13 protein-coding genes are annotated in these 15,477 nt (G+C 57.4%); 10 read left to right on the top strand and 3 right to left on the bottom strand.

What is annotated here, in order from left to right; all coding sequences use genetic code 11:
- The first annotated feature begins 124 nt into the window (after positions 1-124).
- The 10 genes from dalD (at position 125) to LOC22_RS02750 (ending at position 11,673) form a co-directional block, all read left to right on the top strand.
- Entirely contained in the window at positions 125-1,492 is a 1,368-nt protein-coding gene (gene dalD, locus LOC22_RS02795; protein ID WP_032104897.1) for a D-arabinitol 4-dehydrogenase, read from the top strand.
- Between the two features lie 9 nt (positions 1,493-1,501).
- On the top strand, positions 1,502-2,965 hold the full coding sequence (gene xylB, locus LOC22_RS02790; protein WP_015572354.1) for a xylulokinase: 1,464 nt from the start codon (positions 1,502-1,504) through the stop codon (positions 2,963-2,965).
- Positions 2,966-3,032: 67 nt separating this feature from the next.
- Positions 3,033-4,310: an RbtT/DalT/CsbX family MFS transporter gene (locus LOC22_RS02785; protein ID WP_017693074.1), complete on the top strand. Its 1,278-nt coding sequence runs from the start codon at positions 3,033-3,035 to the stop codon at positions 4,308-4,310.
- A gap of 44 nt (positions 4,311-4,354) precedes the next feature.
- On the top strand, positions 4,355-5,020 hold the full coding sequence (locus LOC22_RS02780) for an HAD family hydrolase (RefSeq protein ID WP_086524652.1): 666 nt from the start codon (positions 4,355-4,357) through the stop codon (positions 5,018-5,020).
- 297 nt (positions 5,021-5,317) lie between these two features.
- Positions 5,318-6,472, top strand: a complete 1,155-nt coding sequence (locus LOC22_RS02775) for a mandelate racemase family protein (RefSeq protein ID WP_015572356.1) — start codon at positions 5,318-5,320, stop codon at positions 6,470-6,472.
- A 33-nt stretch (positions 6,473-6,505) separates the two neighbouring features.
- Positions 6,506-8,122 carry an ABC transporter substrate-binding protein gene (locus LOC22_RS02770; protein ID WP_230239337.1) on the top strand — a complete coding sequence of 539 codons (1,617 nt, stop codon included), beginning with the start codon at positions 6,506-6,508 and terminating at the stop codon, positions 8,120-8,122.
- Positions 8,119-9,156, top strand: coding sequence for an ABC transporter permease (locus LOC22_RS02765; protein ID WP_032104610.1), 1,038 nt, complete (start codon positions 8,119-8,121; stop codon positions 9,154-9,156). The genes LOC22_RS02770 and LOC22_RS02765 overlap by 4 nt, the downstream gene beginning before the upstream one ends.
- Positions 9,153-10,058 carry an ABC transporter permease gene (locus LOC22_RS02760; RefSeq protein WP_045142415.1) on the top strand — a complete coding sequence of 302 codons (906 nt, stop codon included), beginning with the start codon at positions 9,153-9,155 and terminating at the stop codon, positions 10,056-10,058. Before LOC22_RS02765 ends, LOC22_RS02760 begins: the two co-directional genes overlap by 4 nt.
- Complete coding sequence (locus tag LOC22_RS02755; RefSeq protein WP_230239336.1) at positions 10,030-10,890, top strand: ABC transporter ATP-binding protein; 861 nt, start codon at positions 10,030-10,032, stop codon at positions 10,888-10,890. The genes LOC22_RS02760 and LOC22_RS02755 overlap by 29 nt, the downstream gene beginning before the upstream one ends.
- Before the next feature lie 9 nt (positions 10,891-10,899).
- Complete coding sequence (locus LOC22_RS02750; protein WP_058687523.1) at positions 10,900-11,673, top strand: ABC transporter ATP-binding protein; 774 nt, start codon at positions 10,900-10,902, stop codon at positions 11,671-11,673.
- Between the two features lie 69 nt (positions 11,674-11,742).
- On the opposite strand, the gene yegS is transcribed toward LOC22_RS02750, so the two are convergent.
- The 3 genes from yegS to LOC22_RS02735 form a co-directional block, all read right to left on the bottom strand.
- The gene (yegS, locus tag LOC22_RS02745) at positions 11,743-12,642 is read right to left on the bottom strand and encodes a lipid kinase YegS (RefSeq protein WP_015572360.1); all 900 of its coding nucleotides are present in this window, start codon (positions 12,640-12,642) and stop codon (positions 11,743-11,745) included.
- A gap of 248 nt (positions 12,643-12,890) precedes the next feature.
- The gene (gene yegQ / locus LOC22_RS02740; RefSeq protein WP_017383261.1) at positions 12,891-14,252 is read right to left on the bottom strand and encodes a tRNA 5-hydroxyuridine modification protein YegQ; all 1,362 of its coding nucleotides are present in this window, start codon (positions 14,250-14,252) and stop codon (positions 12,891-12,893) included.
- Between the two features lie 151 nt (positions 14,253-14,403).
- On the bottom strand, positions 14,404-15,342 hold the full coding sequence (locus LOC22_RS02735) for a hypothetical protein (protein ID WP_015572363.1): 939 nt from the start codon (positions 15,340-15,342) through the stop codon (positions 14,404-14,406).
- Positions 15,343-15,477 lie beyond the last annotated feature (135 nt).

Here is a 15,477-nt window from a genome sequence, read left to right as displayed (position 1 = left end):
GCGGTTTGCTCTTTATTGGTCATTTGTTATTTGAATGGTCATTTGTTCTTTTGTGATCTGTAGCTCTTATTTTAATCAAATGATCATCTACAGTTCAGCCATAACCTCACTGGAGAACAGAACAATGACCGAGAAATACACATGGCTACATATTGGGCTGGGGTCTTTTCATCGTGCGCATCAGGCGTGGTATCTGCACCGCCTGATTGCCGGCGGCGATACGCGCTGGCACATCGCTGCGGGCAACATACGCAACGATGCTGAACATGTGGTGCAGGCGCTGGCCGCGCAGAAGGGGCGATATGTACTGGAGACCGTCAGCCCGGAAGGCGAGAGAGACTATGAAGAGATCGCCTCGATTCAGACGCTGATCCCGTGGCAGGCGGATTTGCAGCCGCTGATTGCCGAAGGGGCGAACCCGCAGACTCGGGTCATCGCGTTTACCGTGACGGAGGGGGGCTACTATCTGGATACCAGCCACAGGCTGGATGTGGCCAATGCCGATCTGGCGAGCGATATTAAGGGCGGCTGTAAAACCATCTACGGGACAATTGCCCGCATCCTCGAAGCGCGTATGGCGAACGGAGCGGGTCCGGTAACCTTGCTTAACTGTGACAACGTGCGGCATAACGGCGAGCGCTTCCACGACGGGTTGATTGAATTCTTAACCCTCAGCGGCAAACAGAGGGTCATCGACTGGCTGAGCGCTAATGCGACCTGTCCGAATACCATGGTGGATCGCATCACACCGCGTCCGGCGGCCGATCTCCCGGCGCGCATTAAGGCCCGAACGGGCATAGACGATAACGCCCCGGTTATGGGGGAACGCTTTATTCAGTGGGTGGTTGAAGACAATTTCCGCGACGTTCGTCCCGCGCTGGAAACGGTGGGCGTGGAGCTGGTGGGATCCGTCATCCCTTATGAAGAGGCGAAGATCCGCATCCTCAATGCCTCCCATAGCTGTATCGCCTGGGCGGGTACTCTGGTCGGGCAGCAGTATATCCATGAAAGCACGCTGACAGAATTTATCTACAAGATTGCCGACCGCTACGTGACGGAAGATGTCATTCCCTGCCTGGGAGATAATGGCATCGATCTGCCAGCCTACCGCGACGTGGTGCTTAAGCGTTTTACCAACCCCTGGATTCAGGACACCAACCAGCGCGTCGCGGCCGACGGGTTCTCGAAGATCCCGGCGATGATCGCCCCAACGCTGCGTGAATGTTACCAGCGCGGCGTACGTCCTGACGCTACCGCTATGCTGCCTGCGCTGTTCTACGTCTATATGGAGCAGTGGCATCACGGCAAGCTGCCGTATGAATACCAGGACGGTATCCTCAACGCCTCTGCGGTACATGCGATGTTCGAATCGGACGATCCGATAGCCCGATATGCCAGCGATACCGCCCTGTTTGGCGATCTGACCGGCCGGGAAGATTTTGCCGCGCTTCTGCGTGAAAAAATCGCTGACGTCTACGCGCTGATTAAGTGAGAGGTGGGTATGTATCTGGGCATCGATCTTGGCACATCAGAAGTAAAGGCGCTGGTCATTGACGAAAACAACGGCGTTGTCGCTACCCATAGCGCGCCGCTGACGATACAGCGTCCGAAGCCGCACTGGTCTGAACAATCGCCGGAAGCCTGGTGGGAGGCAACCGAATACCTGATTGCCACCCTCCGGGAGAAGTGCGGCCACCACTGGCAGGCGATAAAAGCCATTGGCCTTTCCGGACAGATGCACGGTGCGGTACTGCTGGATGCCGCGGGTGAACCCCTGCGTCCGGCCATCCTGTGGAATGACACCCGCTGCGCGCAGGAGTGCGCAGAGCTGGAAGAGATGGCGCCCGAGCTGCACCAGGTGGCGGGGAACCTGGCAATGCCGGGGTTTACGGCACCAAAGCTGCTCTGGGTGCGCCGTCATGAGCCGCAGAACTTCAGCCGTCTCGCCACCGTGCTGCTGCCGAAGGATTATCTGCGCTTCAAAATGACCGGAAAAAAAATCTCTGATATGTCGGACTCGGCAGGGACGCTGTGGCTGGATGTGGGAAAACGAGACTGGTCGGATGCACTGCTGGAAAAATGTGGGCTGTCGCGTGCCGCCATGCCTGCGCTGGTGGAAGGGTGTGAGGTCTCGGCGCTACTCGAACCTGCGGTAGCGCAGCGGTGGGGTCTCAACCCCTCGGTTATCGTTGCCGGCGGCGGGGGAGATAACGCCGTCAGCGCGATAGGGGTTGGGGCCGTTTCGCCGGGCGATGCGTTTATTTCGCTGGGCACCTCCGGCGTGCTGTTTGTGGTCACGGATGCCTACCGTCCGGCGCCCCAGTCTGCTGTGCACGCGTTCTGTCACGTGCTGCCAAACCTGTGGCATCAGATGAGCGTGATGTTAAGCGCCGCCAGTTGTCTACAGTGGTTTTGCCGTCTGGTGGGCGTCACGGAGCTGGCATTGCTTGAGGAGATCGCCCAGCTAAGCGATGCGGAGAAAGCGAGCGCGCCGATGTTCCTGCCGTACCTTTCCGGGGAACGTACGCCGCATAACGATCCCTGTGCACGGGGCATGTTCTGGGGGCTAACGCACTCCAGCCAGCGTGCGCTGATGGGGTATGCGGTGCTGGAAGGCGTCAGCTTCGGTATTGCCGATGGCCTTCGCGTGTTGCAGGAGAGCGGCACGCAGATTGAACAGTGCTCCCTCGTCGGCGGCGGGGCGCGGAGCCCCTTCTGGGCCCAGCTGCTGGCCGATATTCTGGCGATGCCGGTGGTGACGCATAAGGGCGGCGAAACCGGCGGTGCGCTGGGGGCTGCACGGCTGGCCTGTCTCGCAGCCGGTAAGCCGCTGGCTTCCGTGTGCGAAAAACCTGAAGTCTATAAAACCTGGCGCAGCGATCCGGCGCGCCACCGTGCGCTGATGACGCGTTACCAGCAGTTTAACGCGCTTTACCAAAACGACCTGAACTACCGAAACCCATAATTCTGTGGCAAAGACCCTCCGGTGATGCTGCCGGAGCGGTTCCCTGTACCCTAAAAACGAGGTCAATATGTCGTTAAATAACAAACAATGGCTGGGATTACCCCTGAGTCTGGTCTGGGGGTATATCGCTATCGCGGTCTTTATGACGGGCGATGGTTTCGAGCTGGCATTCCTGTCGCACTATATTAAGGCGCTGGGCTTCACGCCTGCTGAAGCCTCTTTCGCCTTCACGCTCTACGGTCTCGCGGCGGCGCTCTCCGCATGGATTTCCGGCGTGGTGGCTGAAATCATCACCCCGCAAAAAACCATGCTGATTGGCTTCGTCCTGTGGTGCGTTTTCCACGTCCTGTTTCTCGTTTTTGGTCTGGGTCAGGCAAATTACGCATTAATTCTGCTGTTCTACGGGATCCGCGGCCTGGCCTATCCGCTGTTCCTCTATGCCTTTATCGTCGCCATTGTGCATAACGTTCGCAGCGACAGTACCAGCGCGGCGCTGGGCTGGTTCTGGGCGGTTTACTCTATCGGCATCGGCGTGTTCGGCAGCTACATTCCGAGCTTTACCATTCCGCACATCGGGGAGATGGGCACCCTGTGGCTGGCGCTGGCATTCTGCGTAACCGGCGGGATCATTGCGCTGGTCTCTATGCGTAAGGTGGAAACGCCACGGCATATGCAGACTCTCTCCACCCGGGAAAAATTCGCCGAGCTGGGCCGTGCGGCGACGCTGCTCTACACCAACCGCAGTATTCTGCTCTCCAGCATGGTGCGTATCATCAACACCCTCTCCCTGTTCGGGTTTGCCGTCATCATGCCGATGATGTTTGTTGACGAACTGGGCTTCACCACCTCCGAGTGGCTTCAGGTCTGGGCGGTATTCTTCTTCACCACCATCTTCTCGAACGTCTTCTGGGGCGTGGTGGCGGAAAAAATGGGCTGGATGCGGGTGGTGCGCTGGTTTGGCTGTATCGGGATGGCGCTCTCGAGCCTGGCGTTTTACTACATTCCGCAGCACTTCGGGCATAACTTTGCCATGGCACTGGTCCCGGCCATCGCGCTGGGGATTTTTGTGGCGGCCTTCGTACCGATGGCGGCGGTGTTCCCGGCGCTGGAGCCGCGGCACAAGGGGGCGGCGATTTCGGTGTATAACCTGTCAGCCGGTCTGTCAAACTTCCTTGCGCCGGCGATTGCCGTGGTGCTGCTGCCCTGGTTCAGCACGCTCGGCGTGGTCATTGCCTACACGGCGCTGTATGTCGTGGCCTTCATCCTGTGTCCGTTTATTCGGGTTGAACAGCCTGGGTTTGTTCGTCAGGAAACCTGTAAGGGTGAAACGGTCGGAATTTCGTAATTTATTCAGGCCTGACGGCAGCGTCGGGCCATTCACGGAGACGTATGATGGATGTTAAGGCGGTAATTTTTGACATGGATGGCGTCATCATTGACTCCGAAGGCCTGTGGCGTCAGGCGCAGAAAGCAGCTCTGGCAGGCTGGCGTGCTGAGGTCAGCGACGAAGAGTGTGAGTCACTGACGAAAGGCAAGCGGCTGGATGAGATTGCCCGGACCTGGTGCGAATACTGCAAACTTGAGGCCGATCCTGAAATGATTGAAGCGGCCATTCGTCTGCGCATCATCGAACTGATTGGCCGGGAAGGCAAAGCGATAGAAGGCATCTACGACGTGATGTCGTATTTTCGTGAGGCAGGTTACCGGATTGCACTTGCCACCTCTTCGTCGCATGAAATCGTGCATGCGGTGCTTAAGAAACTCAGGATGGGTCACTATTTTGAGGTCATTTGCAGCGCCGACGATGAACGCTACGGAAAACCGCACCCTGCCGTCTATCTCTCGGCGCTGCGAAAATTAGGCCTGACGGCCTCGCAGTGCATAGTGATTGAGGACAGCCAGAGCGGCTACCGTGCCGCCCTTAGTGCGGGGCTCAAAACCATCATCGTCTCGCCAGCGTGCCATCATGCCAGCTTTAACAATGCCAGTGGCCGGTATGCGTCTATGCATGCGCTGCTGGAAACGCTTGCCGTTCCAGCCCCGGAAGCGGGTTAGTTGACTGATTTGTAAGCGCAGAAGTTTCCGCGGGTTGTTGCCGGTCAGCATATTCCTGCTTCTGCGCTTACCTTCAAATAACGCCTCCCGATCAACCTCACATTTCCCCGCGCTTTTGTGAAAATTGTCACGTCCGACCGTGCATATGCCCAAAAAATAGCCTCTCCTTAACGCGTTTTGTCCGAGGACGTGCTGATTTTTTATGCTTAAATTACATACTGAAACGCATTTTTAAAATCATAAAACCCCTTTGTCATTTTCTGCTTCTGGGCTTATCGCCGGACTTAAGGACCGATAATGAAAATTGAATCTGTAAACGTCACCGTTTTTCAGTACCCGACGCGTCGGGTCTCTGACGCCGCGGGGCATTCGCATCCTGGGCCGGAGAGCATGGCCAAAATGGCGATGCTGACCATCACGGCAGAAGAGGGCACCCGCGGATATTCGTTCGCGCCGCCGGAAGTGGTGCGCCCCTTTGTGGTCAATACCTTCTTTCGCAAAGTGCTGGTGGGGCAGGACGCATTCAACCGGGAACGCATCTGGCAGGATCTGGCGCACTGGCAGCGGGGAAGCGCGCATCAGCTGACCGAGCGTGCGCTGGGCTTCGTTGAACAGGCGCTGTGGGATCTGATTGGCCGTAAGCTCAACCTGCCGGTCTGGAAACTGCTTGGCGGCTATCGCGATAAGGTGCCGGCCTACGGCAGCACCATGTGCGGCGACGATCTGCCGGGCGGATTATCCACGCCAGAGGAGTACGCCAGCTTTGCCGAAAAGCTGGTGGCGCGCGGTTACAAGGCCATCAAGCTGCACACCTGGATGCCGCCGGTCTCTTTCGCCCCCAATCCAAAGATGGACGTCAAAGCCTGTGCCGCCGTGCGTGAAGCGGTTGGCCCGGACATTGACCTGATGATTGACGGCTACCACTGGTACAGCCGTACCGAGGCGCTGTACATCGGCAAAGCGCTGGAAAAGCTTGACTTCGCCTGGTTTGAAGAGCCGATGGAGGAGGAGAGCATGGCCTCCTACGCGTGGCTGGCGGAGAATCTCTCGATTCCGGTTATCGGGCCGGAAAGCCTGGGCGGAAAGCACCACAGCCGTGCTGACTGGATCAAAGCCGGGGCCTGCGACATCCTGCGCGCAGGGTCGAACGGCGTGGGCGGCATTTCCCCAACGCTGAAGGTGGCGAACCTGGCGGAATCTTTTGGCATGGACTGCGAAATACACGGCAACGGCGCGGCCAGCCTGGCGGTGATTGGCGCCATCAAAAACTGCCGCTGGTACGAGCGCGGCCTGCTGCACCCGTTCCTCGACTACGACCAACCGGCGGCGTACCTCAACAGCCTGGTGGACCCGATGGACGAAAACGGCATGGTCAGTCTGCCGACCCGCCCGGGACTGGGCGAAGACATTAATTTTGCATATATCGAAGCCAATACCGTCAGCCACGACTGACAGATAAAAACGTACCCTACAGGCGATATATACATGAAACGATCTCCCTTAGCCGGGGCGTGCTTGCTCGCGCTCTCGCTGATGATGGGGAGCGGTGCGGCGTACGCGAAAACGCCGCCCGACCAGCTCATCATCGGCATGAACATGAATAACCTGCTGACCCTCGATCCGGCGGCAATGACCGGTAACGAAGTGGTCGGCATTGTGGTCAATCTCTACGACTCGCTGGTGGAGCTGGACCCGAACGCGCTCACCAACGTCAGGCCCGCGCTGGCGACGTCCTGGGATATTTCGCCGGACCGTAAAACCCTGACCTTTCACCTGCGTGACGACGTTAAATTCCACTCTGGCAACCCGCTCACGGCGGAGGATGTGGTCTGGTCGATGCGCCGTCTGCTGCACCTCAACCTTGCCCAGGCCTCGGTGTGGAAGTCGTATGGATTTTCTAAGCAAAACATCGACAGCCAAATCAGCGCCACCGATGCCTACACGGTGCAAATTGTTCTGCCTAAGCCTAACGATCCGCAGCTGGTGATCTACTCCCTCGGCGCGCTCGGCAACCTCGGCGTGCTCGACAGCAAAACGGTGCAGCAGCACGCGGTGAATAACGACTGGGGCAACCGCTGGCTTACCACCAACGAAGCGGGTTCCGGCCCGTTTATGCTGGAAACCTGGCAGGCGAAGGATGTGCTGCGCATGCAGCGCAACCCGCAATACTGGCGGGAAGAACCCAAAATGAGCCGGGTGGTGCTGCGTCATTTCCAGGAGTCACAAACCCTGCGCCTGATGATTGAGAAAGGCGACCTCGACGTTGCCAACAACATGGCGGTGGCGGACATTAACGCCCTGCGCAAAGACCCGCAGCTCACCGTCGAAGCCGTGCAGAAAGGCACGGTGTACTACGTGGCGATGAGCATGAAAGAGGCCCATTTCGCTAACCCGAAGGTGCGCGAAGCGGTGCGCTATCTGATTGACTATCAGGGCATCAACAGCGCGCTGATGCCGGGCTACGGCGTGCTGCACCAGCGCCCGATCAAGGCGGGTATGCCGTCCACGCTGCCGGACCCGGGCTATAGGCTCGATATCCCGCGCGCCAGAAAGCTGCTGGCGGAGGCGGGCTACCCGGACGGGTTTGACACCACCCTGCGGGTGCTGGCGGATCAGCCGTTCCTCAATATCGCCATCGCCGTGCAGTCGACGCTGATGCAGGCGGGCATCAACGCCAAAATCATCACCGGCACCGGGAACCAGATTTACGGCGCAATGCGCGAGCGCAAGTTCGACATGCTGGTGGGGCGCGGCGGTAGCGGCGTCGAACCCCATCCGCACTCCAGCCTGCGGGCGTTGGTCTATAACCCGGACAACAGCGATGAAGCCCGTCTGACCAACTTCCAGGGCTGGCGTACCAGCTTCTACGACAAGCCGCTCAACGAAATGATCGACAAGGCCCTGCTGGAGCGCGATCCGAAGAAACAGGTCGCCGACTACCAGCAGATCCAGGTGCGCTACGACGCGCTGATCCCGGCGATGATCCCCCTGTCGCAGATGGTGGATTCAGTGGTGGTGCGTAACGAGGTGAAGAACTTTCAGTCGCACCCCTCGGCCACGACCTTCCTGCGCGACGTCTACAAAACCGGAGGTGAAAAATGAGCGTGGCAATTCTCGCGCCCGGCTCACGGACCCGGCGCTTCTCAAAGCGGTTAACGCAGGTGGTGGTGACGCTGTTCGGTCTGCTGCTGCTGACCTTTTTCATCGGCCGCGTAATGCCCGTTGATCCGGTGCTGGCGATTGTCGGACCGGATGCCGACCACAGCACCTATCAGCAGGTCTATCACCAGCTGGGATTCGACCGGTCGCTGCTGGCTCAGTTCGGTATTTACCTCAATAACCTGCTGCACGGCGATCTGGGCAATGCCCTGCTGACGGGTAAACCGGTGACTGCCGATATTCTGCGCGTCTTCCCGGCGACGCTCGAGCTGGCGACGATGGCGATTATCGTCGGTGCGGGTCTGGGCATTCCGCTGGGCGTACTGGCGGCGGCGCGGCGCAACAGCGTTTCCGACTACGTGGTGCGCATCATCAGTCTGGCGGGTTATTCCACGCCGATTTTCTGGGTCGGGATGATGGGGCTGCTGCTGTTCTACGCCTGGCTTGGCTGGGTGGGGGGCGCGGGGCGTGTGGATCTCGGACTGGAGGGGGTAGTCCCACGCCGCACCGGACTGATGACGGTGGATGCATTGCTGGCCGGAAACGGCGCGGTGTTCTGGAACGCCATTAACCATCTGGTTTTGCCCGCGTCGCTGCTTGGCTTCCACTCGCTGGCCTATATCAGCCGCATGACCCGCAGCTTCATGCTGGCGCAGCTGTCGCAGGAGTTCATTATCACTGCCCGGGTGAAGGGCTTAACTGAACGTCAGGTGATCTGGAATCACGCGTTTCGCAACATTCTCGTGCAGCTCCTGACGGTAGTGGCGCTGGCCTACGGCTCGCTGCTGGAGGGGGCGGTGCTGATTGAAACCGTCTTCTCCTGGCCGGGCTTCGGTTCGTATCTCACCGGCAGCCTGCTGCTCGGGGATATGAACGCGGTCATGGGCTGCGTGCTGCTGGTGGGGGTCATCTTCGTGATGCTGAACCTGCTCTCCGACATGCTGTATCAACTCTTTGACCCGAGGACGAAATCATGACCGTTTCTCTGGATTCGCCGCTGGGGACCGGGCCATCCGAACGCCGCCAGCGTATCAGACGCACGCTGGGCCGCGCCGCGGGCTTCGTCGGCAAGATGGCGCGCAATCCGCTCACCGCCATCGGCGGCGGGATTATCCTGCTGCTGCTGATTGTGGCGGCGTTTGCCCCGCTGATCGCGCCGTACAACCCGCTGGTGCAGGACCTCAATAACGCGCTGGTCGCCCCGAACGCACTGCACTGGTTCGGCACCGACGAGTTTGGCCGGGACATCTTCAGCCGGCTGGTGTACGGCGCGCGCATCACGCTCTACATCGTGCTGCTGGTCTCCGTGACCGTTGGCCCGCTGGGGCTGCTGCTGGGCGTGACCGCAGGCTACTTCGGCGGCAGGGTGGACGCGGTGCTGATGCGCGTCACCGATATCTTTATCTCCTTCCCGAGCCTGGTGCTGGCGCTGGCGTTTGTCGCGGCGCTCGGGCCGGGGCTGGAGCACGTGGTGATTGCGATTACGCTCACCGCCTGGCCGCCGATTGCCCGTCTGGCGCGCGCCGAAACTCTCTCTCTGCGCCAGGCCGATTTTGTCTCCGCCGTGCGGCTTCAGGGTGCTTCCCCGGTGCGCGTACTGTGGCGTCACATTGTCCCGCTGTGCCTGCCGTCAGTGATTATCCGCATCACCATGAACATGGCGGGGATCATTCTCACCGCCGCCGGGCTGGGCTTTCTTGGCCTTGGCGCACAGCCGCCGGAGCCGGAGTGGGGAGCGATGATCTCCAGCGGTCGTACCTACATGATGGAGTGCTGGTGGGTGGTGACTATTCCGGGGCTGGCGATCCTGATCAACAGTCTGGCGTTCAACTTCTTAGGAGATGGCTTGCGTGACATCCTCGATCCTCGTAGCGAATAACCCGATGCTCGACGTGCGCGATCTCCACGTCGATTTTATCAACGGCGGCGCGGTCACCCACGCGGTGCGCGGCGTCTCTTTCCAGCTCGGACGCGAAAAGCTGGCGATTGTCGGTGAATCCGGTTCCGGTAAATCCACCGTCGGGCGGGCGCTGCTACGCCTGCATCCGGCCAAAGCGCAGATCCGCGCCGCGCGGATGCAGTTTGGCGATGTCGATTTACAGGCCGTCAGCGAGGCGCAGATGCGCGGCATTCGCGGCAAGCGCATCTCGATGATCATGCAGGACCCGAAATACTCCCTTAACCCGGTGGTGTGCGTGGGCGACCAAATTGCCGAAGCCTGGCTGACCCATCATCCGGGGCGCAAGGCGGAAGCCAAATCCAGAGTGCTGGAGATGCTCGACGTGGTGCGCATTCGCCAGCCGGAACGGGTGTATCACCTCTGCCCGCACGAGATTTCCGGCGGGCAGGGGCAACGCATCATGATCGCCATGATGCTGATCGCCGACCCGGAGCTGGTCATTGCCGACGAGCCGACTTCGGCGCTGGACGTGTCGGTGCGCTTGCAGGTGCTGGGGTTACTGGATGACCTGGTGCAGTCCCGCGGTCTGGGGCTGATCTTTATCAGCCACGACATCAACCTGGTGCGCAGCTTCTGCGACCGGGTGCTGGTGATGTACGCCGGACGGGTGGTGGAGTCGATTGCCGCGAAGGATCTGCACAACGCCAGGCATCCCTACACCCAGGGGCTCATCAGCGCGCTACCGGAAATAAATCATCGCCGACCGACGCTGCCGGTATTACAGCGTCAGGCCAGCTGGCTCACCGAGTAAGGAGCAGAGATGATCGAGATACAACACCTTAACCTGACGTTTGGCGAGGGCGAGAAGCGTAATCAGGTGCTGGACGATGTGAATATCAGCGTGAGGGAGGGGGAGATTTACGGCCTGGTGGGGGAGTCCGGTTCGGGCAAAACCACGGTGCTGAAATGCCTTGCCGGGCTGTTTACCCACTGGGAGGGCGAGCTGGCGATTAACGGCAAGCGGCTGGAAAAACGTATCAGCCAGGAACGCTGCCGCCGGGTGCAGATGGTATTTCAGGATCCGTACGGCTCTTTGCATCCGCGTCACACCATCGGCGATATTCTGGAAGAGCCGCTGCACATTCACCGCATAAAAGATCGGGAGCGGCGCGTTCACGCCCTGCTGGATAAAGTTGGGCTTAACCGGGCGTTTCGCGATCGCTATCCGCACCAGCTTTCCGGCGGGCAGCGCCAGCGCGTGGCGATTGCCAGGGCGCTGATTCTGGAGCCGCAGGTGCTGCTGCTGGATGAACCTACCTCGGCGCTGGACGTCTCGGTTCAGGCGGAAATCCTCAACCTGCTGGCGGAACTTCAGCGTGAGTCGAACCTGACCTACCTGATGGTCACCCACGATCTGGGCGTGATTGCCCATCTGTGTCAGAAGGTGGCGGTAATGCAGTATGGCAAAATCCTTGAAAGCCTGACGGTGGACGAACTGGTCGCCGGGCAGGCCAAAACCGACTATACGCGGATGCTGGTCAATGCCTCACAGCAGTATTCCCGCGAGATGGCGCGGGAGGTGGCGGTGTATTAGGTAGCCGGGTGGCGGCTACGCGATCGGTCCTGTAGGCCGGGTAAGGCGTAGCCGCCACCCGGCAAACCATCAGCGCAAGAGCTGACAATCCGGCGGTAATCGGCACTGCAACGCGCCCGGAACCACTTCGATGCGGAATTTCTCTCCGCTCAGCGGTTCGCCATCAAGGTTAAAGGTCATGCCGTGTGGGGCGATCACTTCAAACCACGCGGATTTCCCGGCGATAATATTGGGGCTCTCCTCTGGCTGCGTCAGCGTCGTAAACAGCGCGGGCAGCAGCCCGTCGCCAGTAAAAATGCGCAGCTGTAGCTGACCATCATTAATCAGGGCTTCCGGGCAAAGCTGCTGTCCGCCGCCTGCCTGACGTCCGTTGCCGATACCAATCACCAGCGCGTCGCCCTGCCAGTGGAAGTTCTCACCGTGGATTTCACAGCTGTCGGGTTTGAGGGTGTCCATGCGCATCAGACCGTGAATGAGGTACGAGACGCCGCCCAGCGCGGCTTTCAGCTTCTCCGGCGTTTCGCTGGTGATCCGCGTGCCGAAACCGCCCGTAGCCATGTTGATAAAGCAGGTTCTTTCATTCACCTGTGCAATGTCGACGGCGGTCGCTTTCCCGAGGATAGCCAGTTGCAGTGCTTTGCCTAAATCCTCAGGTATGCCGGCGCTGGTGGCAAAATCATTGGCGGTACCGAGCGGTAAAATGCCCATCACCGGGCGATGTGCTGTGTTGAGGTCAATAAGCGCACCAGCGATCTCGTTGATTGTTCCGTCGCCGCCGCCTGAAATGATGGTCTCAGCACCTAACCTGATGCCTTCGTCGATATAGCGTGCCGCATCGCCTTTTTCAAAGGTCACCCGCACGTGAATGCGCGCGCCATCTTCACGCAATTCGGTGATCGCCTGGCGCAACAGATCGTTGCCTGCACTTTTGCCATTGAGAATTAATAAACTGTCTGGATAGGATGCCATCCGGGTTGCTCCCTTTTTTAACTATAGAAAGAGTGTATCCCAGAGAAGGAAAAAGCGGGTAAGAACAGGATGAAAGGCAAAAAATAAGCCCGCGTAAGGGAGATTACGCAGGCTAAGGAGGTGGTTCCTGGTACAGCTAGCATTTATGGGTTATGTTTTTCAGCGGGGGGATAATACCCGTATTGAACGAAGCGGTATGTGATCCGATTCTAAGAATTATCCCAGCGTGAAAAAATCCCGTTGATTGACTATTTGCCGTGTGGATTTCGGGTATTTTCACCTTCAAAATTACGCATCAGCAGCGCAAACTCCAGCTCTACCTCTTCAGGAACCGGCAGCCAGACCACATGGCCGTCGCCAGGTGCGACCTCTATCGCCTCACCTTTTTTGTTTTCCAGGTGCTCCAGGCGGAAGTTCATGTTGCCCTGAGGCGTCATCAGCTCCAGGCTGTCGCCTTTAGTGAATTTGTTTTTTACGGCGACGGCGGCCAGCGGACCTTTACGTTCGCCGGTGAAGTCGCCTACAAACTGCTGGCGTTCGGAAATCGAGTAGCCATGCTCGTAGTTCTGGTAGTCGTCGTGGGTGTGACGGCGCAGGAAACCTTCGGTATAGCCGCGATGCGCCAGACCTTCCAGCGTTTCCAGCAGGCTGGTGTCGAACGGTTTGCCGGCGGCGGCATCGTCGATGGCTTTGCGATACACCTGTGCGGTACGGGCGCAGTAGTAGTAAGACTTGGTGCGGCCTTCGATTTTCAGGGAGTGTACGCCCATCTGGGTTAAACGCTCGACGTGTGCGATGGCGCGCAGATCTTTGGAGTTCATGATGTAGGTGCCATGCTCGTCTTCGAAGGCGGTCATGTATTCGCCCGGACGTTTGGCTTCTTCGATCATAAACACGCTGTCGGTAGGCGCGCCGATACCCAGCGTTGGCTCAACGTTGGTGACCGGGATCGGCTCGTGTTTGTGCACGATATTGCCGATGTCATCTTCTTTGCCTTCCTGAACGTTATATTCCCAGCGGCAGGCGTTGGTGCAGGTGCCCTGGTTCGGGTCACGCTTGTTGATGTAGCCAGAGAGCAGGCAGCGGCCGGAGTAGGCCATGCACAGCGCGCCGTGAACGAAGATTTCGATCTCCATATCCGGCACCTGGGTGCGGATCTCTTCGATCTCTTCGAGGGACAGCTCGCGGGACAGAATGACGCGGGTCAGCCCCATCTGTTTCCAGAATTTCACCGTTGCCCAGTTGACGGCGTTAGCCTGCACCGAGAGGTGAATGTCCATCTCCGGGAAGTTCTCCCGAACCAGCATGATTAAACCCGGGTCCGACATGATCAGCGCGTCCGGCCCCATCTCCACGACCGGCTTCAGGTCGCGAATGAACGTTTTCAGCTTGGCGTTGTGCGGCGCGATGTTCACCACCACGTAGAATTTTTTGCCCAGGGCATGCGCTTCATTGATGCCGAGCTGAAGATTCTCGTGGTTGAATTCGTTGTTACGCACGCGCAGCGAGTAGCGCGGCTGGCCCGCGTAAACGGCGTCGGCACCATAGGCGAAAGCGTAACGCATATTTTGCAGCGTTCCCGCCGGGGAAAGGAGTTCCGGTTTAAACATGTTTGTTCTCGTTCTGATGACAGGTCAGATCCGCGTGCACCTGGTGCAGCGGTAAGGGGAGATCCCCCACTTTAAGGGCGGGCATTGTAGCGCTGCGGGGCGGGGAGGTAAAGCGCCTCACCCCTTTCAGATGACATAATACTTCGTATCTTTAAACCATTAGCGATATGACATACAAACACAAATATATTAAAGCAAGTAGAATAATACCGGCGATAAGAATGAAACCAATGGCATTCATCGTAGCCGTTCCAGAATACTTGACTGTCCAGATGGCAACTGTTCGAATGTTATGCAGTATTTTTGTGATCATATAGCTGATGAAAACAATAAGCAGCGTCAATTGCGTAAACATGGAAAGGTAAAACATGATAGCCTGCGGAATGAAGTAGTTAGATATTGCCCCTTTTGAGGTAAAGATAATCATGGTTTCGTTATCGATGAAATCCAGTGAAGACCGTATCACTTCCAGCGGGTTCCATGTCATTACAGGTCTGTCTTCAAAATACAGGCCTTGCTGGATATAGAGGTCCTCAATCGAAGCATTTTTAAGATGGGTGACGATAAGTGTAAATGAGAGCATAACGCCCAGAACAATTGAAGAAAAATAAACGATCGATTTTACAGACGAAAACCCTTTCGATAGACCTGCGTTAATGTAAGCTCTGATAAGATAAATTGACATCACATCAAGCAGTAAAGAGTACCAAAAGCCAAAATGAATAAAGTCATGCAATGCAACTTTAATGGTCAATGGCAGATGTTGAGGAATGATGTGCTCAGGATTTCTAAAAGTCAGCACCCAGAGATACCAAACTACAAATAAGATACTGGAATATAAAATCAATAAAAACGGTATGGTAATTAATTGCCTTTTTGAGAATGCATGATTACCGAATGCCAGGAAAAAAGCGCTTACCCATTGCTCGGAAAACTTGGTTATTCTGTTTTTTTTAGGTATGAGGAGTTCTATTTTTTGTATTGCTTTTGTTTTCATTTTTTTATTATAAGCAAATAACCCCAAGAAAAGGCTGGCAACGCTTATAGCTGTGGTGATGATAATGAATAAATTACCAATAACATTTTGCATTTCTTGAAGCCGTAATATTGTGATTTATTTCGTTTTTAACATCAAACATTACAATTTGCAATTGTCAAATCAGGTAGGGGTGTTGTTAGAAAGTGAATGTTATGAAGAACGATGATTACCTGGGCAGGTAATCAT

Origin of the sequence: Enterobacter sp. AN-K1 (assembly GCF_020971765.1) — a bacterium.
Classification (GTDB): Bacteria; Pseudomonadota; Gammaproteobacteria; order Enterobacterales; family Enterobacteriaceae; genus Enterobacter; species Enterobacter hormaechei_C.
Note: the sequence above shows the minus strand (reverse complement) of the source record. Positions and strands in the feature narration are given on the sequence as shown.